This is a genomic window from Streptomyces sp. NBC_00239 (genome assembly GCF_036194065.1).
In the GTDB taxonomy this organism is placed as follows: Bacteria; Actinomycetota; Actinomycetes; order Streptomycetales; family Streptomycetaceae; genus Streptomyces.
Genome location: NZ_CP108095.1, coordinates 3,934,392 through 3,958,901 on the forward strand (window position 1 = coordinate 3,934,392; position 24,510 = coordinate 3,958,901).

A 24,510-nucleotide genomic window follows, 5' to 3' on the forward strand; every position below is an offset into this window, starting at 1 on the left:
CCGTTGCCGGGAATCCGGACAGAATGAGCGCATGACCGATGACACCAGCACGTCCGTGACCACCGGGATGCCCGACTGGGAGAAGCGCTTCCGGGCCCCGCGGGTCGGGCTGCCGGACTGGGCCGAGGACGCCCCGGACCGCTCCCTCTTCGTCTCCAACGCCACCGGAACCTACGAGCTGTACGCCTGGGACCGGGCCACCGGCGGTCGCCGCCAGGCCACCGACCGGCCGAACGGCACCACCGACGGAACCCTCTCCCCCGACGGCGAGTGGATCTGGTGGTTCTCCGACACCGACGGCGACGAGTTCGGCGTCTGGGTCCGCCAGCCCTTCGCGGGCGGCGACGACGAGCCCGCCACCCCCGGTCTCGAACCCTCCTACCCGGCCGGTCTGGCCATCGCCCGGGACGGTACGGCCGTCGTCGGCCGGTCCACCGACGAGGACGGCTCGACCGTGCACGTCGTACGTCCGGGCGCCGCCCCCGTGGAGATCTACCGGCACCGCGAGTCGGCGGGCGTCGGGGACCTGTCCCGGGACGGCACCCTGATCGCGATCGAGCACACCGAGCACGGCGACGCGATGCACTCCGCGCTGCGCGTGCTGACGCTCGACGGCACCACCGTGGCGGAGCTCGACGACACCAAGGGCGGCGCCGAGGAGCTCGGCCTGGAGGTGCTCGGCTTCGCGCCCGTGTCCGGGGACACCCGACTGCTCATCGGCCACCAGCGCCGCGGCCGCTGGGAGCCGATGGTGTGGGACGTGGCGAGCGGCACGCAGAGCCCGCTCGACGTCGAGCTGCCCGGGGACGTGGCCGCCGAGTGGTACCCGGACGGCTCCGCGCTGCTGATCGAGCACAGCTTCGAGGCGCGCAGCGAGCTGTTCCGGTACGACCTGGCGACGCGGGAGCTGGTCCGGGTGGACACCCCGCCCGGCACCGTCTCGGGCGCCTCCGCCCGCCCCGACGGCACGGTGGAGTACCTGTGGTCCTCGGCCGCCGAGCCGTCCTCCGTACGCTCCACCGCGGGCGGCGTGGTCCTGGAGGCGCCGGGCATGAAGGCGCCCGGCTCGGTGCCGGTCGAGGACGTGTGGGTGGAGGGCCCGGGCGGGCGGATCCACGCGCTGGCCCAGCGACCGACGACCGGTGAGGGCCCCTTCCCGACGGTCTTCGAGATCCACGGCGGTCCGGCCTGGCACGACAGCGACGCCTTCGCGGCGGCTCCCGCGGCCTGGCTGGACCACGGTTTCGCGGTGGTCCGGGTGAACTACCGCGGCTCGACCGGCTACGGCCGGGAGTGGACGGACGCGCTCAAGCACCGGGTCGGGCTGATCGAGCTGGAGGACATCGCGGCGGTCCGGGAGTGGGCCGTCTCCTCGGGGCTCGCGGACCCGGCGCGGCTGGTGCTGTCGGGCGGCTCGTGGGGCGGCTACCTGACCCTGCTCGGTCTCGGCACCCAGCCGGATGTGTGGGCGGTGGGGCTGGCCGCGGTGCCGGTCGCGGACTACGTGACCGCGTACCACGACGAGATGGAGGCCCTGAAGGCGCTGGACCGGACGTTGTTCGGCGGCACGCCCGAGGAGGTCCCGGACCGCTTCGAGGCCTCGTCACCGCTGACGTACGTGGACGAGGTGCGGGCGCCGGTGCACATCGCGGCGGGTGTCAACGACCCCCGCTGCCCGATCCGGCAGATCGACAACTACGTGGACCGGCTGGCGGCGCGGGGCGCGGTCCACGACGTGTACCGGTACGACGCCGGCCACGGCTCCCTGGTGGTGGAGGAGCGGATCAAGCAGGTCCGGATGGAGCTGGAGTTCGCGCTCAAGCACCTGCCGGCGTAGCCGGCTCCGGCTCCGGCTCCGCTTCCGCGGCGGGCTCCGGGACGAGGCCCAGTTCCGCGTCCCGGAGCGCCTCCGCCTCCCGGCGGTACAACCGGAACCACATGAAGACGACGAAGGCGGCGAAGACGAACCACTCGCCGGTGTAGCCGAGGTTCTGGAAGGCCTTCAGGTCCAGGCCGGTGTTGGTGGGCGCGGTCACCGGCACCGGCTCCATCCCGGGCACCCCGCCGGGCACCTGGGGCAGCGTCAGCCACGCGTCGTACAGCGGGTACGGCACCAGGTTCACCAGGGAGGCGGCGCCGATCACGCCGAGCTGCCCGGCCGGCAGGCCGCCCTGCGCCCGGACGCCCTTGGACGAGGAGTTCTCGGAGGCCTGCAGCGCGCCGGTGACCTCGACCCGGCCGGCCGGCGGGGCCGGCGCCTTCGCGGGGTCCGCGGTGCCGGGCAGCCAGCCCCGCACCACGGGGATCGCCTTGCCGCCGTCGGTCCGCAGCAGGGTGAGGACGTAGAACCCGGTCCGCCCGTCGAGGCTGCGCTCGGGCACGAGCAGCTGGTCGGCGTACCGGCCGGCGGCCCGTGCGAGTGCGCCGGAGGTCTTCTTGTCCACCGGGAGCAGCGCGTCGAGGGGCCGCGCGGCGCGCTCCTCGGCCGGTCGCTCTGCCGTGGCCTCGCGGTGGCTGTCGACGCGGTCCTCGAACCGGCCGAGCTGCCACGACCCCATGAAGACGCAGACGGGGACGGCCAGCACGACGAAGATGTTGATCCCCCACCACCGCGGGGTCAGCAGAAACCGGTGCACCCCTCCACCGTACGGGCCCGCCGCCCGCGGCTAGGAGGCGGGCTCGGCCGGGAGCACTCCGGTGCGGTAGAGGGTCCCCGCGCATGCATCCGGAATCACCGTGCGGGCGATCGGCGCGCCCGGGTCGGCGATGTGGGTGACCTCGACGCCGGCGCCGCCCGTCTCGCCGGACGGGTCGCTGCCCTCGCCGAGCGGATCGGTGTCGTCCACGCCGTCGCCGTCGGCGTCGCCCGTGCCGGTCCCCGTATCGGGATCGGTGCCGCCGTCCGTGGTGCCGGAGCCGCCGCTGGCGGGGTCCGGGGAGATGGTGGGGTCCGGGCCGGGGCGGGCCGGGCAGGTCTGCTCCGGCACCCAGGCGAAGCGGATCTCGTAGGCGGTGTTCGGCTGGAGGACCAGGCCGGTCTGCTCCTCGGCGGGGCTGGGCAGGCCGGTGGCCGGGTCTCCGGCGGTGTGGTCGGCCACGGTGATCTTCGCGGAGTCGGCGCTGCCGGCCGCGACCGCCGTCACGGCGCCCGGGCCTGAGACCTTGCAGTCGCCCTGTGAGACGTTGGTGATCCGGAACGTGCCGTAGACCTTGCCGTCCGCGTCCGGGGAGCGGGTCTCCTCCAGTGCGACGCCGAGCTGGTCGGCCTGGCAGACGGGCGCGGGGGCCGCGGAGGACGGCGGGAACGGGCCGGTGCCGTCGCCCGGGCCGCCGGAGCCGCCCGCGGTCCGGCCGGGATCCCCGGTCTTGCCGGCGACCGGCCGGCCCTGGTCCGGCTGGCCGCGGCCGGGGCCGTCGGTCTTGGCGGGGCGCGCGACCGGGTCGGGCAGGCCCGGCCAGCTGAGGTCGGGGTCGGTGATGCCGCCGGTGCCGCCGTGCGCCTGCTCGCCGTGGCCGGCGATGGCGGGGCGGTCGTCGGAGCCGTCGGGGCTCGCCGCCACCTTGACGAAGGAGGGGACGGAGATGCCGATCAGCAGCGCTGCCGCGGCCGCGCCGATGGCGGTGCGGCGCTTGCGGGCCCGGCGGGCGGGTACGGCGTGCCGCAGCCGCTCCAGCGCGTCGTCGGAGGGCGCCAGGTCCGCGACCGCGCCCTGCAACAGGCTCCGCAGTGCCAGTTCGTTGTCGGGACCGGGACTGCTGTTCACGCCGCTGCTTTCCGTCTGGTTCGGTTCGTCGCTCATTGCCCCGCCTCCATGGCCACCCGCAGCGCCGCGATCCCGCGGGATCCGTAGGCCTTCACGGACCCCAGGGATATCCCGAGCGTCTCCGCCACCTGAGCCTCCGTCATGTCGGCGAAGTAGCGCAGCACCAGGACCTCCCGCTGCCGGCGCTGGATGCCCTTCATCGCCTTGATGAGGTCGTCGCGCTCCAGCTGGTCGTAGGCGCCTTCCTCCGCGCTGGCCATGTCCGGCATGGGCTTCGACAGCAGCTTCAGGCTGAGGATGCGCCGGCGCAGGGCGGAGCGGGAGAGGTTGACCACCGTCTGGCGCAGGTACGCGAGGGTCTTCTCGGGGTCGCGGACGCGGCTGCGGGCCGAGTGGACCCGGATGAAGGCCTCCTGGACCACGTCCTCGCAGGAGGCGGTGTCGTCGAGGAGCAGCGCGGCGAGACCGAGCAGCGAGCGGTAGTGCGCCCGGTAGGTCTCGGTGAGGTGGTCGACCGTCGTGCCGACGGCGGCCGCGTCGTCCGCGCTCTCACGCGGAGCGGGGACGCGGCCGGTGCGCGTGGACCCCAGCGGGGCGATCACCGGCATGCCTCCCCCTGGCCGTGGGGCCTGGGAGGTGCCTCGTGAGCCGCGGGGCCGCAAGCGCGGCGGGGCGATCGCCCCGCCGACCGGCATGACTGCAATGTCGAGAACCTGTGCCACGCCAGTTGGACACACATCCCCCCGTCAAGGTTGTACGCGCGGGGCAACCCCGGTGAGGGCATGTGTGCTGCCTCAACTACCCTCATGCGCACCCGCTCTCCCAATTGCCCCATTTGTCCAGGCGGCAGTCGGGCCATCACCTTGATCTCGGGATCACACAAGATCCTACAAAGGGATGTGCGGTGCAGGCCCCCCAGGCCTTCCACTCAGGCGGACGCGAACTCGCCCGCGAGCAGTTCCGCGATCTGAGCGGTATTCAGGGCCGCGCCCTTGCGCAGATTGTCGGCGCAGACGAAGAACTCCAGGGCCCTCGGATCGTCCAGCGACCGGCGCACCCGGCCCGCCCAGGCCGGGTCGGTGCCCGCGGCGTCGACGGGCGTCGGGAACTCCCCCGCGGCCGGGTCGTCGACGAGCACGACACCCGGCGCGGCGGCCAGCACGTCGTGCGCCCCGGCGCGGGTCACCTCGTCGCGGAACCGGGCCCGTACGGTCGCCGAGTGCCCGGCGATCACCGGGACCAGGACACAGGTCACGGCCACCGGCAGCGACTCCAGGCCCAGCACCTTGCGCGTCTCGGCACGCACGAGCAGTTCCTCCGGGGACCAGCCGTCCTCGGGCGGACCGCCGGTCCACGGGACCACGTTGAGGGCCAGCGGCGCCGGGAAGGGGCCGGGGTCGGCGCCCACGGCCCGCCGTACGTCGCCGGTGTGCCGGCCCAGATCGGCGCCGGTGACCAGGGAGAGCTGGCGGCGCAGCGCCTCGGTGCCGGCCCGGCCCGCGCCGCTGGCGGCCTGGTACGTGGCGAGCGTCAGCTCCTCCAGGCCGTACGCGGCGTGCAGCGCGGCGACGGCGGCGATCATCGACAGGGTCGCGGGTCCGGGACCCGCGACGATGCCCCGCGGGCGCACCCGTACCGCCCGCGGGTTGATCTCGGGCACCACGAGGGGCACCTCGGGATCCAGCCGGAACGCCTCGGAGCGGTCCACGACGGCCGTGCCGCGCGCGGTGACCACGGGCGCCCACCGGGCCGAGATGTCCTCGGGGGTGAGGAACACCGCGACGTCGCCCGGCCCGAAGCCGTCGAAGGCGTCCTCGGTGAGCGCGAGCACCTCGGTCTCCTCGCCGCGCACGGCCAGCCGGCGGCCGGCCGAGCGCGGGGAGGCGATCAGGCGGATGGTGCCCCAGACGTCCGCCCGCTGGGACAGGATCTGGAGCAGGACCGAACCGACCGCTCCGGTCGCCCCGACCACGGCGAGCGCCGGGGCGGACCGGGCGTCGGTCATCGTCCGGTGCCTCCGTAGACGACGGCCTCGTCGCTGTCGGAGTCGAGGCCGAAGGCCGTGTGGACGGCGCGGACGGCCTCGTTGACGTCGTCCTCGCGGGTGACGACCGAGATGCGGATCTCGGAGGTCGAGATCAGCTCGATGTTCACGCCCGCTTCGGACAGGGCCTGGAAGAAGGAGGCGGTGACCCCGGGGTTGGTCTTCATGCCCGCGCCGACCAGGGAGATCTTGCCGATCTGGTCGTCGTAGCGCAGCGACTCGAAGCCGATCGTGGACTTCGCCTTCTCCAGGGCGTCGATGGCCTTGTGGCCCTCGGCCTTGGGGAGCGTGAACGAGATGTCGGTCAGGCCCGTGGACGCGGCCGACACGTTCTGCACGATCATGTCGATGTTGATCTCGGCATCGGCGATCGCGCGGAAGATCGCGGCGGCCTCGCCCGGCTTGTCCGGGACGCCGACGACCGTGACCTTCGCTTCGGAGACGTCATGAGCGACTCCGGAGATGATGGCGTGCTCCACCTGCTCGTCCCCTTGCGGCTTTTCGTTGCTGACCCACGTGCCGCGCAGTCCCGAGAAGGACGACCGGACGTGGAGCGGGATGTTGTAACGGCGCGCGTATTCCACGCAGCGGTGCAGCAGCACCTTGGAGCCGGACGCGGCCAGCTCCAGCATGTCCTCGGAGGAGATCCAGTCGATCTTCCGGGCCTTCTTGACCACGCGCGGGTCGGCGGTGAACACACCGTCGACGTCCGTGTAGATCTCACAGACCTCCGCGTCCAGCGCCGCCGCCAGCGCGACCGCGGTGGTGTCGGAACCGCCGCGACCCAGCGTGGTGATGTCCTTGGAGTCGGCGGAGACCCCCTGGAAACCGGCGACGATGGCGATGTTGCCCTCGTCCAGCGCGGTGCGGATCCGGCCCGGCGTGACATCGATGATGCGCGCCTTGTTGTGGACCGAGTCGGTGATCACGCCCGCCTGGCTGCCGGTGAACGACTGGGCCTTGTGGCCCAGGTTTTTGATCGCCATGGCCAGCAGGGCCATGGAGATGCGCTCTCCCGCGGTCAGCAGCATGTCGAATTCCCGGCCGGTAGGCATCGGAGACACCTGCTCGGCGAGATCGATCAGCTCATCCGTCGTGTCGCCCATCGCGGACACCACGACGACCACTTGGTGGCCGTTCTTCTTGGCGTCGACGATCCGCTTGGCAACACGCTTGATGCCCTCGGCATCGGCTACGGAGGAGCCTCCGTACTTCTGCACGACAAGGCCCACGTGCGCTCCTCGCTCAGTCCATTACTGCGGTCGGCTCAGTCTAACGAGCGACCGCAATCCGACCGTGACGTACCACATCATGAGATGCGATCTTCAGCAGAAGAGACGCGCGGGCAGCGGCAAAGGTTCCGCCCGCCCCGATCCGGGCGGAACGTCCCGATATCAGCGGCCTTGCAGCCCCAGCGGTCCGGCGATCTCCTCCGCCATCACCCGTCCGGCCTGCTCGGCGAGGTCGTCCTCGGTGAGGTCCTCGTCCGTGTCCAGCCCGTCCAGCTCCTGGAGCGGCTGGTCCAGGCGCACGTGCGCCACCAGCGACTGCAGGGCGCGCAGGGCCGCGGACGCGGTCGGACCCCAGTTGGTGAAGTAGGAGAACTGCCACCACCACAGCGCCTCGGTGACCCGGCCGGCCCGGTAGTGGGCCAGCCCGTGCCGCAGGTCCGCGACGATGTCGGCGATGTCGTCGGAGAGCCGGTGCGCCACCGGCGCCTTCCGCGGCTCGTACGGGTCGAAGACCTCGGAGTACACGTCGACCGGGTCGAGCATGTACGCGAACCGCTCGCGCAGCTCGTCGACGTCCGGCTCCGGCCCGAGGTCGGGCTCGTACCGCTCGTCCGGCAGCACGTCCTCGTACGCACCGAGCCGCCCGCCCGCCAGCAGCAGCTGGGAGACCTCCAGGAGGAGGAAGGGCACCGCACTGTCCGGGTCCTCGCCCTTGGCCACCTCGGTGACCGCGACGATGAAGGACTCGATCTGATCGGCGATCTGGACGGCGAAATCGTCCGGATCCAGGCCCAGGGCGTGCAGCGTTGCGTCAGACATCGAGTAGTCGCCTTCCTTCAAAGGCCCGCCCGAGCGTGACCTCGTCCGCGTACTCCAGATCTCCCCCGACGGGGAGCCCGCTGGCCAGGCGGGTGACCTTGAGGCCCATCGGCTTGATCATCCGGGCGAGGTAGGTGGCGGTCGCCTCGCCCTCCAGGTTCGGGTCGGTGGCGAGGATCAGCTCGGTCACCGCCCCGTCGGCGAGGCGCGCGAGCAGCTCGCGGATCCTCAGGTCGTCCGGGCCGACGCCCTCGATCGGGCTGATCGCCCCGCCGAGCACGTGGTACTTGCCCCGGAACTCGCGGGTCCGCTCGACCGCGACCACGTCCTTGGGCTCCTCGACCACACAGATCACCGTGGGGTCGCGGCGCGGGTCCCGGCAGATCGTGCACTGCTCGTCCTGGGCCACGTTCCCGCAGACCGAGCAGAACCGGACCTTGTCCTTGACCTCCAGCAGCGCGTGCGCGAGTCGGCGGACGTCGGTGGGCTCCGCCTGCAGGATGTGGAAGGCGATCCGCTGGGCGCTCTTGGGCCCGACGCCGGGCAGCCTGCCCAGTTCGTCGATCAGGTCCTGGACCACGCCTTCATACAACGGACTGCCTTCTCTCTGCTACGGGTGACGTACGTACGGTAGTGGCGCGGCGGGTCAGAAGGGGAGACCCGGGATGCCCGAACCGCCGCCGAGACCCTGGGCCAGCGGGCCGAGCTTCTCCTGCTGGAGCTGCTGGGCGTTCTCGTTCGCCGCCTGGACGGCCGCGACGACCAGGTCGGCGAGGGTCTCGGTGTCCTCCGGGTCGACCGCCTTGGGGTCGATCACCAGCGCGCGCAGCTCACCGGAACCGGTCACCGTGGCCTTCACGAGACCGCCTCCGGCCTGGCCCTCGACCTCGGTCGCAGCCAGCGCCTCCTGGGCCGCCGCGAGGTCCCGCTGCATCTGCTGGGCCTGCTGGAGCAACTGCTGCATGTTGGGCTGACCGCCACCGAAATTCACGGGTCACACACTCCTTGTCGTTCGCTCAAACCGAGCCTACGTGCTCCCCGCGCGCGGCGCCCTACGCCGTGAGGACCAACTCTTTCGAGTGAGAGTTGCCGCCCTGCCGTACCTGATCAAGACCTCCTTGAGGGCGGAAAACCCGGGATTCGTCGCCCATCCCCCGCCGTTCGGCGGTAGGAAGGGGTGGCGCATGATTGCGCACACGCGCACCACCACACGTCAGCGCAGGCAGAGGGAGTGCCGGGTGAGCCAGCCGGAAATGCAGCCCGAGGGGCCGCCCCGGGAGGAGGGCGGGGAGGATCTGACCGGCAGGCCGTTCCCCCTCGGCGACTGGGGCGAGCCCGCCGAGCGCCTGGACGAGCTCTACCGCTGGGTCGAGGCCGACGCGCTGCGCACCTCCGAGTGGTACCTCTCCGACCGCGCGTGGAAGCGTCGCGGTGCCCGCGTGCTGCGCGGCGCGGCCGCGGTCGGCGCCGTGACGGGCGCGGCCCTGCCGCTGCTGGAGCTGGCCGGGGCGGTGCCGGGGGCCGCCTCGTACGGATTCCTCTCGCTGCTGCTCGCGGCCGCCGCGCTGGCCTGTGACCGGTTCTTCGGCCTGACCTCGGGGTGGATGCGGGACGTGGCCACCGCGCAGGCGGTGCAGCGGCGGCTGCAGACCCTCCAGTTCGACTGGGCCTCGGAGAACGTGCGCGAGGTGCTCGGCCCGACCGAGGGCACCGCCAGCGAGGCCGCCGAGCGCTGCCTGACCGTGCTGCGGCGCTTCTCGGAGGACGTGACCGAACTGGTGCGCTCCGAGACCGCGGACTGGATGGTGGAGTTCCGCGCCGGCCCGGCGCCCCTGCTGATGCAGTCCCTGGCCGGTACGGCGCCGCGCCCGGAGCCGGGCAGCCACCCGAGCCGGTTCCCGCTGCCGCCGGGCACCCGGCCGAACATGCCCCGCCAGCGTCCCCCCGAGCAGCCGCGCTGAGCGGCCCGGGGGGACCGGCCCCGGCCGGCCGGGCGTGATCCCGGTCGGCCGGGGACGGCCGACGGGTGTGGTCCCGGTCGGCCGGATCAGCTGAAGATGATCATCGAGCCCTGGCCGAGGCTGCGCGTCGCGGCCGCGTGCAGGCCCAGCCAGACGTGGCGCTCCCGTGCGAAGGGGCTGTCGTCGTGCGGCATCGAGGGGGCGGGCTCCTCCAGCGCGGTGGGCCGCCCCGGCGGGGCGGGTGCCATCGGAGGGTTGCCCGGGTCTATGCCGATGACCGGGGCGACGAAGATCAGTTCCCGCAGCAGGCCCTGCGCGGACCCCAGCGGGCCGCCGCCGCCGAGCAGCTCCTCGTTCGCCAGGGGCGCCGCGAAGTCCACGGGCACGTACGCGCCCGCGTGGTCGTAGTGCCAGACCAGGTGCGACTGCTGCGCGGTGGCCTCGAACATCTCCAGCAGCTGCTCGTAGTCGCCGCCCAGCTCGTCCACCGGGGTCACCGGCAGCCCGCAGATGTGCAGCAGGTAGGCGCGCCGCAGGAAATGCAGGGCGTCGTAGTCGAAGCCGGCGACGGGTGCGACATCACCCGAGAGCCCCGGCATGTACGCGAAGACCGGCACGGAAGGCAGTCCGGCTTCGCCCAGCGCACGGTCGTAGGCGGAGATCTCCTCCGCGAAGGGGTTGTCGGGGCTGTGGCACAGCACGTCGACAAGGGGGACCAGCCACAGGTCACAGGCCACACGGGCTCCCATCGTTGTCCGCCGATCGGCCCAGCGTAGTGTGCCGGGCACCGTGCGCGAAGGGGTCCGGGCCCGGCGGCCCTTACCGGCGCGGTGCCGGGACCCGGCCGCCGGGGAGCGGGGCACCTGCTACGTGAAGTGGTAGCGCCAGACCCAGCAGTCCAGGACGCGCTCCGGGGGCCGTCCCAGCAGCTCGGTGACGACCTGCTTGAGCTCCTCGGCGCGCTCCTCCCCGTCGGGCAGCACCAGCGCGCCCGCCTTCCACCAGTCCAGGTCCGCGCGGGCCTGGGCCTGCCAGTCGGGGCCGATCTGCGGGGGCTCCTTGCCGCCCCGGACGTCGCCCAGCATGTTCGAGGTGTGGCGCGGGGTGGCCCCGTAGATGCCGATCCGGTCCGGGCCCCACGGGCCGTTGAAGTAGCCGCCCGGGAGGCGGAAGCCGAAGTCCTGCCGCACCTGCCAGTGCAGGGCGTCGGCCGAGCCCGGGTCCGGCAGCGGCACCGTGACCAGGGTGCGGCCGGGCGGCACGTACTCCCGCCAGCGGCCCTCGGCCACGAACATCGGCACCGCGGCGCGGTCGCGCACCGCGAACGGCGTCGGGACGATCGGCAGCAGCGCGGCCGCCACCACGGCCAGGGCCAGGATCCGGTGCTTGCGGACGGGAACGGTCCGGATGCGGTCCAGCCCCAGCGCGACCAGGATGCCGAGCGCCGGAGCGCACACCATGCCCACGCGCCCCTCGATCACCGATTCGAAGAGCGGCTTGTCGGCGAGCAGCTTCCAGGGACCCGGCAGCACCACCTCGGTGCCCGGGATCTGGATCCGCTGCCCCAGCGACAGCCAGGCGGCGACCACCGCGGTCACGGTGAGCGCGCGGACCGCGGTCCGCTGCCACAGGGCCGCCGCGATCCCCGCGCACAGGGCGAGCAGCGGCCAGCCGTAGAAGGCGTTCTGCTCGGTGCGGTTCAGCGCCAGCTTGTCCGCCTGCGCCTCGTCGCCGAACAGCGAGCGCTGGGCGTACTCCACGAAGGCCCGCGGGCTGTTGCCGGCCGCGTCCCCGTGCAGCACCGAGTGGTAGCTCTGCGGCCCGAAGAACTGCCAGTACAGCGGGAAGGCCACGATCGGCACCGAGACCGCCGCGGCGATGCCCAGGCCGCGCAGCAGCGGGCGCCACACCTCGCGCGTGACGTCCGGGCGCATCACCCCGTACGCCGCCGCGAAGGCCAGCATGCCCAGCGCGGCCAGCAGGAACGGCTCCTCGCCGAGGAAGACCTGGTACGCCGAGAACAGCCCGAGCAGCACCCCGTCCCGGCGCACGTTGCGCTCGTGCCCCGGCGCGCACAGCCGCAGCGCGCGGTCCACGATCACCGGGATCATGAAGAGCACGCAGAAGTTCGGATGGGCGTTGGCGTGCGAGATCATCGGCGGCGCGAAGGCCGCCAGCGCGCCGCCGACGGCCGCCGCCCAGCGGCCGGCCACCAGCCACCGCCGGATCAGCCAGTACCAGGCCAGCGCGGTCCCGGCGAGCCCGAAGGTCAGCACGATCGCCCAGGTCACGGTGGGTCCGAAGGCCAGGGTGACGGGCGTCAGCGGGACGGACAGGCCGAGCATCACGGTGTTCGCCATCAGGTTGACGCCGTCGGGCATGCCCTGGAACGTCGAGAACAGCGGATTGCGCAGGTGGGAGACGTTGTCCGCGGTGACCGCGAAGAACCACTCCCACTGGTTCTGGTCCTGGCCGGCGTCCGCGAGGTAGCGGCGGTCCAGGTCCGCCCACAGGCCCTTGTACAGCAGGAACGCGCCCAGCAGGTACAGCGCGGCGACCGCCAGGCCGCCCGCCTTCAGCCGGCCCAGCTCACCCAGCATCCGCAGGTAGTCGGCGGGCCGGACCTTGGAGCCCTCCTGGTGCGCCCAGCGCACCGGAACCTCCGCGACCGCCCACTTCTGCTGCCGGAAGTAGCGCAGGACCTCCACGTCGATGCCCCAGCCGTCGAGCCGGGAGGCGGCGAAAGCGGCGCGCGCCCGGTCGCCGTCGAGCAGTTTGAAGCCGCACTGGGTGTCCCGGATCCCCGGGACGGCCACCGCGCGGATGACCTTGTTGCCGGCCCGGCCCATCAGCTCGCGCAGCCGGCCCTGGTGGCGTTCTATCTCGGATTCGGGGTGGGCGCGCGAGCCGATCGCCGCCTCCACCTGGTCGCTCCCGGCCTGCGTGAAGGCCTTCTCCAGCCGCTCCAGCTCCTCGACCGGCGTCGCCAGGTCGGCGTCCATGAGCAGCACCCGCTGCCCGGCCGAGGCCAGCACGCCCAGCCGCAGGGCATTGCCCTTGCCGCGGTTGTGCTCGGAGACGACGAGGCGGATCCGGGGCTCGGCGGCCGCGGCGGCCCGCACCAGTTCGGCGGTGCGGTCGGCGGAACCGTCGTCGACGACGATGAGCTCCCAGTCGCCGCGCCCGGTGCCGACGTGCCCGTCGAGGTAGGCGCGCACGGCGTCCAGGGTGGGCCCGATGCGGGCCTCCTCGTCGTACGCGGGAACCACGACGCTCAGCTCGACGGCGCCCAGCCAGCGCGCCTCACCGGGCGGGCGCGCGGGGGCGGGCACGGAGGCGGATGCCGGTGCGGATGCGGGAGTGGGCGCGGGCGCGTGTGCGGGCCTTCCGTGGTCGGCGGGGGCCGGCGTGCCGCGGTCGGCGGGGGTGGTCACTTGCCCTCCTGCGGGAGGGTGTCGGCCCAGTCCAGGGCGTGCTGGTTGTACTCGCGCACGAGTCTGCGCACCTCGTCGGCGTCGCCGCGGGTGACCGCGTCGACCAGCGCCCCGTGCCCGGTCCACAGGTCGCCGCGCATCCCCGCCTCGTGTTTGAGGTGCGGGACGGCGAAGACCCAGCACTGCACGCGGATCCGGTGCAGGAACTCGGTGATGTAGGCGTTGCCGACCAGCCCGCTGAGCTCCCGCCAGAAGCGCAGGTCGTAGCCGATCAGCACTTCGAGGGAGCCGCTCTCGGCCGCCCGCCGCGCCTCGTCCGCGCGGCGGCGTACGGAGACCAGCGCCTCGCCGGCGCCGGGACCCGAGGCCCGCTCGGCCAGCCGCCGGAAGATGCCGTCGACGATCAGCGTGCGGGCCTCGACCATGCCGCGGAAGTCGTCGACGGTGAAGACGCGCACGCGGAAGCCGCGGTGCTGCACGGAATCGAGCAGTCCTTGCGCGGACAGGTCGACCAGCGCCTCGCGCACCGGGGTCGCGGAGACCTCGTACTGCTCGGCGATCTGCTTGACCGTGAACTCGGTGCCCGGCGGCAGACGCCCCGCCAGCACCTCGTCACGCAGCGCGTCCGCGATCTGCTGGCGAAGTGTGTTGCGGGTGACAGCTCCGCTGCCGGCCATGGGGTCCGTCTCCTTAGTAAGGCTTCGGACACCTTAGGCCAGGCCGGGCAGCGGAGTTCCTGGAACCGTCCTGTGATCCTTGCCGCCCCGGTGGCGTGGAACCGTTGCGGCTGCGATCGGCTGCGGCCGGCCGGCGTCAGCCGGAGGTGGTGTGGCGGTCCGCGACGAGGAGCGCCTCGTCGAGCAGCGCCAGCCCCTCCTTGGCCTCCGCCTCGGTGATGTTGCAGGCGGGCACCACGTGGGTGCGGTTCATGTTCACGAACGGCCACAGACCGGACTTCTTGCAGGCCGCCGCGAACTCGCCCATCGGCGCGTTGTCGGCACCGGCCGCGTTGTACGGGACCAGGGGCTCGCGGGTCGTCTTGTCCTTGACGAGCTCCAGCGCCCAGAAGGCGCCGAGGCCGCGGACCTCGCCGACGCTCGGGTGCCGCTCGGCGATCTCCGCGAGGGCCGGGCCGATCACGTTCTCACCGAGGTGGGCGGCGTGCTCGACGATGCCCTCCTCGGCCATGGTCGTGAGGGTGGCCACTGCGGCGGCGCAGGCCAGCGGGTGGCCGGAGTAGGTGAGTCCGCCCGGGTAGGGGCGGGTGGCGAAGGTCTCGGCGATCGCCGCCGAGATCGCGACGCCGCCGAGCGGCACGTAACCGCTGTTGACGCCCTTGGCGAAGGTGATGAGGTCGGGGGTGACGTCCCAGTGCTCGGCGGCGAACCACTTGCCGGTCCGGCCGAAGCCCGCCATGACCTCGTCGAGGATGAAGACGATGCCGTACCTGTCGCAGAGCTCGCGGACGCCCGCGAGGTAGCCGGCCGGCGGGGTCATGATGCCGGCGGTGCCCGGGACGGTCTCCAGGATGATCGCCGCGATGGACTGCGGGCCCTCGAAGGCGATGGTGTCGGCGAGGTGGCGCAGCGCGCGCTCGCACTCCTGCTCCTCGGTCTCCGCGTGGAAGGGGGAGCGGTAGAGGAACGGGCCCCAGAAGTGCACGACACCGGCGGACGCGGTGTCGGAGGGCCAGCGGCGCGGGTCGCCGGTCAGGTTGATCGCGGCGGCGGTGGCGCCGTGGTACGAGCGGTACGTGGAGAGCACCTTCGCGCGGCCGGTGTGCAGCCGGGCCATGCGGATGGCGTTCTCGACGGCCTCGGCGCCGCCGTTGGTGAAGAAGATCTTGTCCAGGTCGCCGGGGGTGCGCTCGGCGATCAGCCGGGCGGCCTCGGAGCGCGTGTCCACGGCGAAGCCGGGGGCGAGGGTGCAGAGCTTGCCGGCCTGCTCCTGGATCGCGGCGACGACCTTGGGGTGCTGGTGCCCGATGTTGGTGTTGACCAGCTGGGACGAGAAGTCGAGGAACCGGTTCCCGTCGTAGTCCCAGAAGTACGAGCCCTCCGCGCCGGCCACGGCGAGCGGGTCGATCAGGGCCTGGGCAGACCAGGAGTGGAACACGTGCGCGCGGTCGGCGGCCTTGACGGCCGCCCCGGCCTGGGGATCGGCATGAGGGGTCATGCGGGCAAGGCTAAAAGTCCACGGGTTGGACACGACATCGGCATCCGGTAAGAGCGGAAGGGGGTCGCCTCGGCAGTGTGTCTGCCGAGGCGACCCTCTGCGTGTCGGGACCCCCGGGTGCGTCGAACCCCTGCCGGACCGTACGTCCGCCCCCGGCGGGCCATCCGTACACCTCGGGCTGCGACGGACTGCTGTCGGCCACTATCCTCGGCCCGTTCGGCCAGTCCTAGGGGGAGGGACCTCGCGGCGATGGAACAGCTGTCACCAGGCGACCCGCAGCAGATCGGCGCGTACCGCCTCCTCGCCCGCCTCGGCGCGGGCGGCATGGGGCAGGTGTTCCTGGCGCGCTCCGAGCGCGGCCGTACCGTCGCCGTGAAACTCGTCCGCCGGGACCTCGCCGAGCGGGCCGAGTTCCGGGCCCGTTTCCGGCACGAGGTGGCGGCCGCCCGCCGGGTGGGCGGCGAGTGGACGGCGCCCGTGCTGGACGCGGACACCGAGGCGGAGGTGCCCTGGCTGGCGACCGGGTACGTGGCCGGCCCGAGCCTGCAGGCCGTCGTCGCCAACAACTACGGGCCGCTCCCGGAACGTTCCGTACGCATCCTCGCCGCCGGGCTGGCGTACGCGCTGCAGGACATCCACGCGGCCGGGCTGATCCACCGCGACCTCAAGCCGTCCAACGTCCTGATCACGCTCGACGGGCCGCGGGTCATCGACTTCGGGATCGCCCGGGCCCTCGAACCGGCGGACGGCTCGGCCGGGCCGGACGGCTCCGCCGGTGACGCGGCCGTCGGGCTCGGGGCCTCCTACACCCGTACCGGCGAACTCATCGGCTCCCCCGGCTTCATGGCACCCGAGCAGCTGCGGGGCGAGGCCGTCACGGCCGCCTGCGACGTCTTCTGCCTGGGCTCGGTCCTCGCGTACGCGGCCGGCGGGGCGCTGCCCTTCGGCGACGCGGACGGCGAGGGCGGCGCGGCCGCGCTGCTGCTGCGCATCGCCGATTCGGAACCGGACCTGTCCCGGGTTCCGGAGTCGTTGCGCGATCTCGTGCGGGACTGCCTGCACAAGAACCCGGCGGCCCGGCCCGCCCCGGCCGACCTGCTGGCGCGGGTGGGGGCGGGTGACACGGTCGCCGACGGGAAGGCGCTGGAGCCCTGGCTGCCGGCCGCTCTGGTGGCGCAGCTGGGTCGGCACGCGGTGGAGCTGTTGGACCGCGAGGACCCGCGGCCGGCCCGGCCGGCGGCGCAGGTCCCGCCCGCTCCGCCTGCTCTGCCCACTCTGCCCGCTTCTCGTGTCCCGCAGGTCCCGGCCCTCCCGCCCGCTCCGCACGTCCCGCAGACCCCACAGGTCCCGGCTGTTTCCTACGTCCCAGAGGTGCCGGCCGGTCCGCACGGGCCCGTGCCGCCTGCCGACCGGGCGACGCTGATCGCGCCGTCGGCGGACTCCGGGCCCCTGCCCGGGAGCGCCTCGGGGCAGGGGTACCCGTACGGGTACGGCCAGGCGGGCTACGGGTTCGGGCCGCCGCCGGTGTACGAGCAGCCGCCGCGGCGGACCGCCTCCAGCGTGTTCCTGGTGGCGATAGCCGTGGTGGTGGCGCTGCTGGCCGGCGGCTCGGTCTACGCGTTCATGACCTCCACCGGCGACCGGGACGACGCCCGCCGCGGCACCACCGCGGGCCCGGCCGGGGGCAGCGAGGACCCCAAGGGCGGCGGGCAGAGCTCCGGCACGGCCACCGGCGGCACGACGGAACCGCAGACCCCGGCGACCGGCCCCACGGGGGCGGACCGCGTGCCGGACGCGTACCTCGGCACCTGGGACGGCTCCGCCGGCGCCGGCACCTGGCGGATCACCCTGTCCGGGGGCCGGATCGGCGACACGGTCATGACCCTGACGGGCACCGGCACGGACTACGCGTGCACCTGGTCGGCAGCCCTGCGCGCGGCCGGCCCGCCGGTGGAACTGGAGCCGTCCCAGGTCGTCTCCGGGGACCCCGCCCACTGTTCGCCCGGCCAGTGGAGCCGGCTGACCCTGCGCCCCGACGGCACGCTGGAGCGCGAACTGGTGGGCAGCGGCAAGCCCCCGGTGCTCTACACGAAGTCACCCTGAGGACAAGGGATACCTGAGGACGGGGATAGCTCAGGACGGGGATACCTGAGGACGAGTCAGGCCTGGTCGGGGTCGCTGAGGTTCATGAGGCCGGCCGCGGTCGGACGGAACCCGCACTGCCGGTAGAACGCGTCGAGTTCGGGCTCGTAGTCCACGTGGAGCCATTCGGCGCCCTGCGCGCGGGCCGCCGCGCCGGCCTCCTTCACCAGCCGGACCCCGAGGCCGCGGCGGCGCTCGTCGGGGTGGACCGTGGTGTCCAGTACGAAGGCGTGCGCGCCGCCGTCGCCGATGACGTTGACGTATCCGACGAGGCGGCCGTCCCGGTGGGCCGCGACCCAGAGCAGGCTGCGGGCGAGCTTGGGGCCGAAGGGGGCGGGGCGGTGGCCGGGCCAGGCCACCGCGAAGAGGGCGTTGAGCTCGTCGTCCCCGAGCTCGGGCCGGATGCTCAGCGAAGCGGGAGAATCCGGGATGGCAGGTGAGGACTGCACGTCAAACCCTTCAGGGAGATGGGCTGTTCACCCTAGGCCAGCTCTCAGGTAGGGGCTGTCATACCTGAGAGCTACGCGTGAAGGCGGCTCCGCAGCGTGACGCGGACCACGGGTGCGGATTCCTACTTTCGGTATCAGGCAGAAGCGCTGCCGCCAGGAACCGAGAGGGCCGACCGCCATGACCCGCCGCCGCACCGCACGCCTCCGCCGCACCGTCCTGGCCGCGCTCGTCGCCGCCGCGGTGGCCGTCCCCGTGTCCGCCGCGGCGCTTCCCGAGGCACCCGCCCCGGCCCCGGCCCGCTTCGCCGCGGCCACCGGTGCTCCCGAGCGGTACGCCGCGAGTCACGCCAACCTCCGGGAGGCGGCGCGGATGGCCGACGAGGCGGGGCGGGACACGCGGGCCGCCGGGCTGCGGAGGATGGCGGCCGGCGGGGCGCAGTTCCTCGCGTTCGACGGGCGCGGCTCCGGCCGTGCCGTCGAGGTGCTCGGAGACCTGGGCGACGCCGACCGGATCGCGGTGGTGGTGCCCGGCTCCGACACCACGCTCGACACCTACCAGCGGTTCCGTTCCGGGGCCGTCGCCCTGCAGGAGCGGATGCGGGCCGCGCACCCGCGCAGTGCCGTCGTCGCCTGGCTCGGGTACGACACCCCGGGCACGGTCAGCCCGTCCGTGCTGACCTCCGGCCGCGCCGACGAGGCCGCCGACGCGCTGGGCCCGTTCTTGCGGGGGTTGCACGGCATGAACAGCCGCGCCGGCATCTCCCTCCTGTGCCATTCGTACGGATCGGTGGTCTGCGCGCGTACCGAGACCGGGCCCGCCGTCACCGATGTGGCCCTGTTCGGCAGCCCGGGCACGGGCGCCGGGTCGGCGGCCGAGCTTCCCGGCACCGCCCGGATATGGGCGGGCCGGGGTGCGGACGACTGGATCGCGGGCGTGCCGCACACCCGGCTCGAACTGCCCGGCCTGGCAATCGGGTTCGGCACCGATCCGGTGGACTCCGCCTTCGGTGCCCGTGTGTTCGACGCCGGTGCGGGTGGTCACAGCGACTATCTGAAGCCGGGCTCCACCTCCCTCGACAGCCTTGCCCGCATCGCCGCCGGGCAGACCCCGCAGCCGGAGGCCTCCCGTGCGTGAACCGCGCGTGCGCTTCGCCGCACTCACTGCCGGCGCCGCCCGCATCGAGGCGGCGACACCCGCCGGCCGGGACCGTTCCCTCGACGCGCTGCGTGCCGTCGCGATAGCCGGCGTGGTCCTCGGCCACTGGCTGGTGACCGCGCTGACCACCCGGGACGGGGCACTGCACACGGCGAGCCCGCTGGCGCAGATGCCGTGGCTGGCCCCGGTCTCCTGGGCGTTCCAGACCCTGGCCGTGTTCTTCCTGGTGGGCGGGCACGTCGCCGCGAAGGGGTACGCATCCGCCCGGGCCCGCGGGACCGGGTACGGGGAGTGGGCCGCGGCCCGGCTGGCCCGGCTGTTCCGGCCGGTGGGTGCCGTCCTCGCGCTGTGGGCGGTGGCGTCCGCGGGGATGCTGGCCGGCGGGGTCGGGCCGGACACCGTGCAGAACCTCCTGAAACTGGTCCTGTCACCCCTGTGGTTCCTCCTGGTGTTCGCGGCGCTGACGGCCGCCACCCCGCTGGTGGCGCGGCTGAATCCGCTGTGGCCGGCGGCCGTGGTGGCGGGTGCCGATCTCGCGCGGTTCGGTCTCGGCGGGCCCGAGTGGCTCGGCTGGGTCAATGTCGCCGCGGGCTGGCTGGTTCCCTTCTGCCTCGGCGCCGCCTGGTCGCGGGGCGCGTTCACCCGCGGCAGGACGCCGGCCGCACTGCTGCTCGCGGGTGGCACGGCGGCGACCGCCTCGCTGGTCCTGTGGGCCGGGTATCCGGCCTCGATGGTGGGCGTGCCCGGGGGCGCGATATCCAACCTGAGCCCGCCGACGCTGGCGGCCGTCGCCTTCGGGCTCGCCCAGTGCGGACTGGCCCTGCTGGTGCGCGAGCCGCTGGCGCGGACCATGCGCAGGCCGTTCGCCTGGGCGGCGGTGGCGCTGGTGAACTTGTCCGCGATGACGGTGTTCCTGTGGCACCAGACGGCGATGATGGCCGTGACCGCCCTGGGCCTGCTGGTGTCGTCCGACCTGCCGGGGCTGCACCGCGCGCCCGACGGCCCGGCCTGGATAGCAGCCCGGCTGCTGTGGCTTCCGCTGTTCGCCCTCGCGCTGTCGGTGTGCTGGTCCGCGTTCCGCACGTACGAGCAGAAGCCCCGTCGGCGGACCCGGCCGCGGGGCACGGCGGTCGGCCGCCTGCGGCCCATGACGGTCAAGGAGGCCGGTCGTGCCTAGGGTGACGTTCGTGAAGGACCATCAGAGCAGGCGCGAAACAGCGGGCCGCAATCCGGAATCCGGCGGCCGGCGCCCGGGGAAGGCCGTCCTGGCGGGTCTGGCGGCCGAGCTGTTCACGCTCGGGCGCGACCCGCTGCCCCCGATGCGCAGGCCGCGCTGGCTGGCCCGGTTGCCGCACGTCCTGGTCGTGCTCCTGGCCGCCCTGCTCAGCGGTCTCGTCTCCAACAACCTCTTCAACCAGTACGGGTTGGAGGGCGGCCAGGTCCTGCTGCTGACCGCGCTCACCGGTGCGTCCATCGTCCTCGCCATGTTCCGGCCCGTCGCCGCCTGGTGGTTGGGGCTGGGTACCGCCCTGGCGACCGCGTTCGTCATCTACGACTCCGTCGACCAGGGGCAGAACTGGATGTGGACGCCGGCCGGGATGTTCGCCTTCGCGGCGGTCCTCCTGCTGGCCGCGCTCCGCGTGTCTCCGCTCGCGGCCTTCGCCCTGCTCGGCAGCAGCCTCCTGGTCACCGTGCTGATGGAGACCATCGGCCGCCCCCTGCACGCCACATGGTCGGTGTTCCAGGTCCCCGTCCTGTTCGGCGCCGCCACCCTGATCGGGTACGCGCTGCGCGGCCTGCGGGTGGCCCGCGGGCAGTTGCACGAACAGGAGACCCTCACCGAGGAGGAGCGGGCCAGGCGGACCCTGCTGGAGGAGCGCAGCCGGATCGCCCGCGAGCTGCACGACGTGGTGGCCCACCACATGTCGGTGATCTCCATCCAGGCGCAGGTCGCCCCGCACCTCGTCGAGAACCCGTCCGAGGAGCTGAAGGAGAACCTGGCCGGCATCCGGGAGAACGCGCTGGAGGCCCTGACCGAACTCCGCCGCGTCCTCGGCGTGCTGCGCTCGGAGAATCCCGAAGACCCCGCCGACCCGCACCACCCGCAGCCCACCCTGGCGGACCTCGACGCCCTGGTGGACAACGTGCGCGGCGCCGGCCTGACCGTCACCACCGAGATCGCCGGCATCCGCAGGCCGCTCACGCCCGGCATCGAGCTCACCGCGTACCGGATCGTCCAGGAGGCGCTGAGCAACTGTCTGCGCCACGCGCCCGGCTCCCGGGTGGAGGTCGGCATCGCCTACGGGCCGCGTGACCTGCACCTGTGCGTGGCCAACACGGCGCCCACCGGACCGGTGCCGCCCTCCCCCGGCGCCGGGCACGGGCTGCTCGGCATGCGGGAGCGGGCGGGCATGCTGGGCGGCGAACTCGCCGCGGGTGCCCGCCCCGGCGGCGGGTACGAGGTGACGGCCGTCCTGCCCACCGAGCCGCCCGGCTCGCCCACCGACACGGAGAAGCCCGCATGAGCACCCCCGCCCCCGCCACCGCTCCCATCCGCGTGATGATCGCCGACGATCAGATGATGGTCCGCCAGGGCTTCACCGTGCTGCTCAACGCGCAGCCCGACATCGAGGTGGTCGGGCAGGCCGTGGACGGCGCCGACGCCATCGCCAAGGTCGCCGAGCTGCGGCCCGACGTGGTGCTGATGGACATCCGCATGCCCGGCGTCGGCGGCATCGAGGCCACCGCCACCATCACCGCCGAGCCCGGGGCCACCGTCAAGGTCCTGGTCCTGACCACCTTCGACCTGGACGAGTACGTGTACGAGGCGCTGCGCGCGGGCGCGTCCGGGTTCCTCCTCAAGGACGCCTCCGCCGACCAGTTGGCGGAGGCTGTCCGGGTGGTCGCGGCCGGCGAGGCCCTGCTCTCCCCGAACATCACCAAGCGCCTGATCACCGAGTTCTCCCGGATGGGGGCACCGCGGGGCCCGCTCAAGGAGCGGATCGGCGAGCTGACGGAACGGGAGACCGAGGTGCTGGCGCTGATCGCCCAGGGCCTGTCCAACGCCGAGATCGCCGGGCAGCTGATCGTGGCCGAGCAGACGGTCAAGACCCACGTGGGCCGGATCCTGGTGAAGCTGGGCCTGCGGGACCGCACCCAGGCGGCGGTATTCGCGTACGAGACGGGGCTGATCCGCCCTTCGGGCTACTGAGCGGACCACGTAGTACCTGAGAGGGACCCGCAAGGATCCCGCTCAGCGGCGACGCGGACCACGCTCCGCGGAGCCTACGGTTCAAGGGTGACCGAGACGACCACCGGGGGGACCCGGACCCAGCCCACACGGCCTTCAGAGGCCCGCATCGTCGCGGGCCTGACGGCCAGCTTCCGCAAAGAAATGCTCACCGACGCCTTCGCCTACCGGCCGCTCCTCCCGCTGCCGACCCCGGCGCCCGCGGCCACCGCACCGACCGGCCACCGGCCGCCTCCCTGGAGAAGCGGGCAGCTGGCCTGGGCACCGCACGTGATCGTGGCGGGCGCGGCGCTGACGACGCTGGCCCTCGCATACGTCTTCGGCGGGTTCTCGCTGTCGCCGGTGGGGTGGGCCCTCACGGGCCTCGTGCCGGCGGCCGTGGTGCTCACCACGCTGGTCCGTCCCGTCGGCGCCTGGTGGCTGTCGGTGTGCAGCACCACGGTCCTCGCGGCTCTCGTGGGCGACGGCTGGACCTGGCCCTGGACCCCGGCGACCTTCTTCGCCCACCTGTCCGTGATGGTGGTCGTGGCGCTGCGCACCAACCAGCGGGTGGCGGGCTGGATGTGGTTCCTGACGATCGTCCTCGGCGCCTCGCTCGACTTCTTCGCGGGCTCGGGCCGACCGGTGAACACCGCCGGCATGGGCATCGTCTCCGGCATGGCCCTGCTGATCGTCAGCGTCCTGCACATCCGCCGGGAGGCGGACCAGGAGGTCACCGCGCAGCAGGTGGTGACGGCCGTCGAGCGGGACAGGCGGACCCTGCTGGAGGAGCGGACCACCATCGCGCGGGAGCTCCACGACGTGGTGGCGCACCACATGTCCGTGGTCGCCATCCAGGCGGAGGCCGCGCCGTACCGCGTGGAGAACCCGCCGCCGGAGCTGGAGGCGGCGTTCGCGACCATCCGGGAGAACGCGGTGGCGGCCCTGACGGAGCTGCGCCGGGTGCTGGGCGTCGTGCGGTCCGCGGACTACGAGGCGCCGGACGCCCCGCAGCCGACCCTGGCCTCGCTGGACGGGCTGCTCGCCAATGTGCGGGAGGCCGGACTCCAGGTCGACAAGACGGTCACGGGGGCCGTGCGGGAGCTCCCTCAGGGCGTGGAGCTGTCGGCCTACCGGATCGTCCAGGAAGCCCTGAGCAACACCCTGCGGCACGCGCCCGGCGCGGGGGCCGGGGTGGAGGTGTCGTACGTTCTCGGGGGGCTCGGGCTGCGGATCCACAATGCCGCGCCGACGGCCGACGTACGCCCCTCGCCCGGGGCGGGACACGGGATCACGGGGATGCGGGAGCGGGTGGCCATGCTGCAGGGCGAGATGACGACCGGGCCGACGGACGACGGTGGGTACGAGGTCGCGGTGTTCATACCGGTGCGCACGACGGCCGGTGAGAGGGAATCGGCATGACGATCAGGGTCCTCATCGTCGACGACCAGATGATGGTCCGGGAGGGCTTCTCGGTCCTGCTGAACGCCATGCCGGACATCGAGGTCATCGGCGAGGCCGTGGACGGGCGCGAGGCCGTCACCCAGGTCGCCGCGCTGCGCCCGGACGTGGTGCTCATGGACATCCGGATGCCGGTGCTCAACGGCCTGGAGGCCACCCGGGAGATCATCGCGGCGGACGGTACGGCGAAGGTGCTCGTCCTGACCACCTTCGACCTCGACGAGTACGTGTACCAGGCGCTGCGCGCCGGGGCCTCCGGGTTCCTGCTCAAGGACGCCTCGGCCCGGCAGCTGGCGGACGGGGTCCGGGTGGTCGCGGCCGGGGAGGCGCTGCTCGCGCCGTCCGTCACCAAGCGGCTGATCTCGGAGTTCTCGAAGCTGTCGGACGCCGGCCGGCCCGCCGACCGGGCGTCGGTGGACGAGCTGACCGAGCGGGAGACGGAGGTGTTGGTCCTGATCGCGCAGGGCCTGTCCAACGCGGAGATCGCCGACCGGCTGGTGATCGCGGAGTCCACGATCAAGACCCATGTCAGCCGGATCCTGGTCAAGCTGGGGCTGCGGGACCGGACCCAGGCGGCGGTGTTCGCCTACGAGACCCGGCTCGTGACGCCCTCCTGAGGGCGGGGGTCCGCTAGCGTCGGCGGT

At 73.2% G+C, this 24,510-nt stretch carries 22 protein-coding genes; 9 read left to right on the top strand and 13 right to left on the bottom strand.

The window, feature by feature from the left end; translation table 11 throughout:
- The first annotated feature begins 31 nt into the window (after nucleotides 1-31).
- On the top strand, nucleotides 32-1,837 hold the full coding sequence (locus OG764_RS17300) for a S9 family peptidase (protein ID WP_328969318.1): 1,806 nt from the start codon (nucleotides 32-34) through the stop codon (nucleotides 1,835-1,837).
- Here OG764_RS17300 and OG764_RS17305 read toward each other — a convergent pair.
- The 8 genes from OG764_RS17305 to OG764_RS17340 form a co-directional block, all read right to left on the bottom strand.
- Nucleotides 1,818-2,636, bottom strand: a complete 819-nt coding sequence (locus OG764_RS17305; RefSeq protein ID WP_328969319.1) for an SURF1 family protein — start codon at nucleotides 2,634-2,636, stop codon at nucleotides 1,818-1,820. The genes OG764_RS17300 and OG764_RS17305 overlap by 20 nt on opposite strands.
- A gap of 30 nt (nucleotides 2,637-2,666) precedes the next feature.
- Entirely contained in the window at nucleotides 2,667-3,800 is a 1,134-nt protein-coding gene (locus OG764_RS17310; RefSeq protein WP_328969320.1) for a hypothetical protein, read from the bottom strand.
- Nucleotides 3,797-4,486: a SigE family RNA polymerase sigma factor gene (locus OG764_RS17315; protein WP_328969321.1), complete on the bottom strand. Its 690-nt coding sequence runs from the start codon at nucleotides 4,484-4,486 to the stop codon at nucleotides 3,797-3,799. The genes OG764_RS17310 and OG764_RS17315 overlap by 4 nt, the downstream gene beginning before the upstream one ends.
- Before the next feature lie 206 nt (nucleotides 4,487-4,692).
- Nucleotides 4,693-5,769, bottom strand: a complete 1,077-nt coding sequence (locus OG764_RS17320; RefSeq protein ID WP_328969322.1) for an aspartate-semialdehyde dehydrogenase — start codon at nucleotides 5,767-5,769, stop codon at nucleotides 4,693-4,695.
- Nucleotides 5,766-7,040 carry an aspartate kinase gene (locus OG764_RS17325; RefSeq protein WP_328969323.1) on the bottom strand — a complete coding sequence of 425 codons (1,275 nt, stop codon included), beginning with the start codon at nucleotides 7,038-7,040 and terminating at the stop codon, nucleotides 5,766-5,768. The genes OG764_RS17320 and OG764_RS17325 overlap by 4 nt, the downstream gene beginning before the upstream one ends.
- A gap of 162 nt (nucleotides 7,041-7,202) precedes the next feature.
- A complete protein-coding gene (locus OG764_RS17330) occupies nucleotides 7,203-7,859 on the bottom strand; it encodes a DUF5063 domain-containing protein (RefSeq protein ID WP_328969324.1) in 657 nt (218 codons plus the stop codon).
- Nucleotides 7,852-8,451 (bottom strand): recombination mediator RecR, encoded by a 600-nt coding sequence (gene recR, locus OG764_RS17335; protein WP_328969325.1) that lies wholly within the window; start codon nucleotides 8,449-8,451, stop codon nucleotides 7,852-7,854. The genes OG764_RS17330 and recR overlap by 8 nt, the downstream gene beginning before the upstream one ends.
- Before the next feature lie 54 nt (nucleotides 8,452-8,505).
- On the bottom strand, nucleotides 8,506-8,850 hold the full coding sequence (locus tag OG764_RS17340) for a YbaB/EbfC family nucleoid-associated protein (RefSeq protein WP_328969326.1): 345 nt from the start codon (nucleotides 8,848-8,850) through the stop codon (nucleotides 8,506-8,508).
- 247 nt (nucleotides 8,851-9,097) lie between these two features.
- Between OG764_RS17340 and OG764_RS17345 the strand changes: the two genes are divergently transcribed.
- Nucleotides 9,098-9,820, top strand: a complete 723-nt coding sequence (locus tag OG764_RS17345) for an SLATT domain-containing protein (RefSeq protein ID WP_328969327.1) — start codon at nucleotides 9,098-9,100, stop codon at nucleotides 9,818-9,820.
- An 86-nt stretch (nucleotides 9,821-9,906) separates the two neighbouring features.
- On the opposite strand, the gene OG764_RS17350 is transcribed toward OG764_RS17345, so the two are convergent.
- From OG764_RS17350 to OG764_RS17365, 4 genes are all read right to left on the bottom strand, one after another.
- On the bottom strand, nucleotides 9,907-10,557 hold the full coding sequence (locus OG764_RS17350) for a hypothetical protein (RefSeq protein ID WP_328969328.1): 651 nt from the start codon (nucleotides 10,555-10,557) through the stop codon (nucleotides 9,907-9,909).
- 129 nt (nucleotides 10,558-10,686) lie between these two features.
- Entirely contained in the window at nucleotides 10,687-13,152 is a 2,466-nt protein-coding gene (locus OG764_RS17355) for a dolichyl-phosphate beta-glucosyltransferase (protein ID WP_328973047.1), read from the bottom strand.
- A gap of 98 nt (nucleotides 13,153-13,250) precedes the next feature.
- Nucleotides 13,251-13,931 carry a GntR family transcriptional regulator gene (locus tag OG764_RS17360; protein ID WP_328969329.1) on the bottom strand — a complete coding sequence of 227 codons (681 nt, stop codon included), beginning with the start codon at nucleotides 13,929-13,931 and terminating at the stop codon, nucleotides 13,251-13,253.
- A gap of 136 nt (nucleotides 13,932-14,067) precedes the next feature.
- Nucleotides 14,068-15,429 carry an aspartate aminotransferase family protein gene (locus OG764_RS17365; RefSeq protein ID WP_328969330.1) on the bottom strand — a complete coding sequence of 454 codons (1,362 nt, stop codon included), beginning with the start codon at nucleotides 15,427-15,429 and terminating at the stop codon, nucleotides 14,068-14,070.
- A gap of 249 nt (nucleotides 15,430-15,678) precedes the next feature.
- Here OG764_RS17365 and OG764_RS17370 point away from each other — a divergent pair, with 249 nt between their 5' ends.
- On the top strand, nucleotides 15,679-17,532 hold the full coding sequence (locus tag OG764_RS17370; protein WP_328969331.1) for a serine/threonine-protein kinase: 1,854 nt from the start codon (nucleotides 15,679-15,681) through the stop codon (nucleotides 17,530-17,532).
- Nucleotides 17,533-17,588: 56 nt separating this feature from the next.
- Here the strand turns inward: OG764_RS17370 and OG764_RS17375 are convergent, their stop codons facing one another.
- Nucleotides 17,589-18,020 carry a GNAT family N-acetyltransferase gene (locus OG764_RS17375; protein WP_328969332.1) on the bottom strand — a complete coding sequence of 144 codons (432 nt, stop codon included), beginning with the start codon at nucleotides 18,018-18,020 and terminating at the stop codon, nucleotides 17,589-17,591.
- Between the two features lie 178 nt (nucleotides 18,021-18,198).
- On the opposite strand from OG764_RS17375, the gene OG764_RS17380 reads away from it, so the two are divergent.
- The 6 genes from OG764_RS17380 (at nucleotide 18,199) to OG764_RS17405 (ending at nucleotide 24,483) form a co-directional block, all read left to right on the top strand.
- Nucleotides 18,199-19,155, top strand: coding sequence for an alpha/beta hydrolase (locus tag OG764_RS17380; protein ID WP_328969333.1), 957 nt, complete (start codon nucleotides 18,199-18,201; stop codon nucleotides 19,153-19,155).
- Nucleotides 19,148-20,353 carry an acyltransferase family protein gene (locus OG764_RS17385; RefSeq protein WP_328969334.1) on the top strand — a complete coding sequence of 402 codons (1,206 nt, stop codon included), beginning with the start codon at nucleotides 19,148-19,150 and terminating at the stop codon, nucleotides 20,351-20,353. The genes OG764_RS17380 and OG764_RS17385 overlap by 8 nt, the downstream gene beginning before the upstream one ends.
- A complete protein-coding gene (locus tag OG764_RS17390) occupies nucleotides 20,346-21,701 on the top strand; it encodes a sensor histidine kinase (RefSeq protein WP_328969335.1) in 1,356 nt (451 codons plus the stop codon). Before OG764_RS17385 ends, OG764_RS17390 begins: the two co-directional genes overlap by 8 nt.
- Nucleotides 21,698-22,387 (top strand): response regulator transcription factor, encoded by a 690-nt coding sequence (locus tag OG764_RS17395; protein ID WP_328969336.1) that lies wholly within the window; start codon nucleotides 21,698-21,700, stop codon nucleotides 22,385-22,387. The genes OG764_RS17390 and OG764_RS17395 overlap by 4 nt, the downstream gene beginning before the upstream one ends.
- A gap of 87 nt (nucleotides 22,388-22,474) precedes the next feature.
- Nucleotides 22,475-23,827, top strand: coding sequence for a sensor histidine kinase (locus OG764_RS17400; RefSeq protein WP_443055959.1), 1,353 nt, complete (start codon nucleotides 22,475-22,477; stop codon nucleotides 23,825-23,827).
- Nucleotides 23,824-24,483: a response regulator transcription factor gene (locus OG764_RS17405; RefSeq protein WP_328969337.1), complete on the top strand. Its 660-nt coding sequence runs from the start codon at nucleotides 23,824-23,826 to the stop codon at nucleotides 24,481-24,483. Before OG764_RS17400 ends, OG764_RS17405 begins: the two co-directional genes overlap by 4 nt.
- The last annotated feature ends 27 nt before the right edge of the window (nucleotides 24,484-24,510 follow it).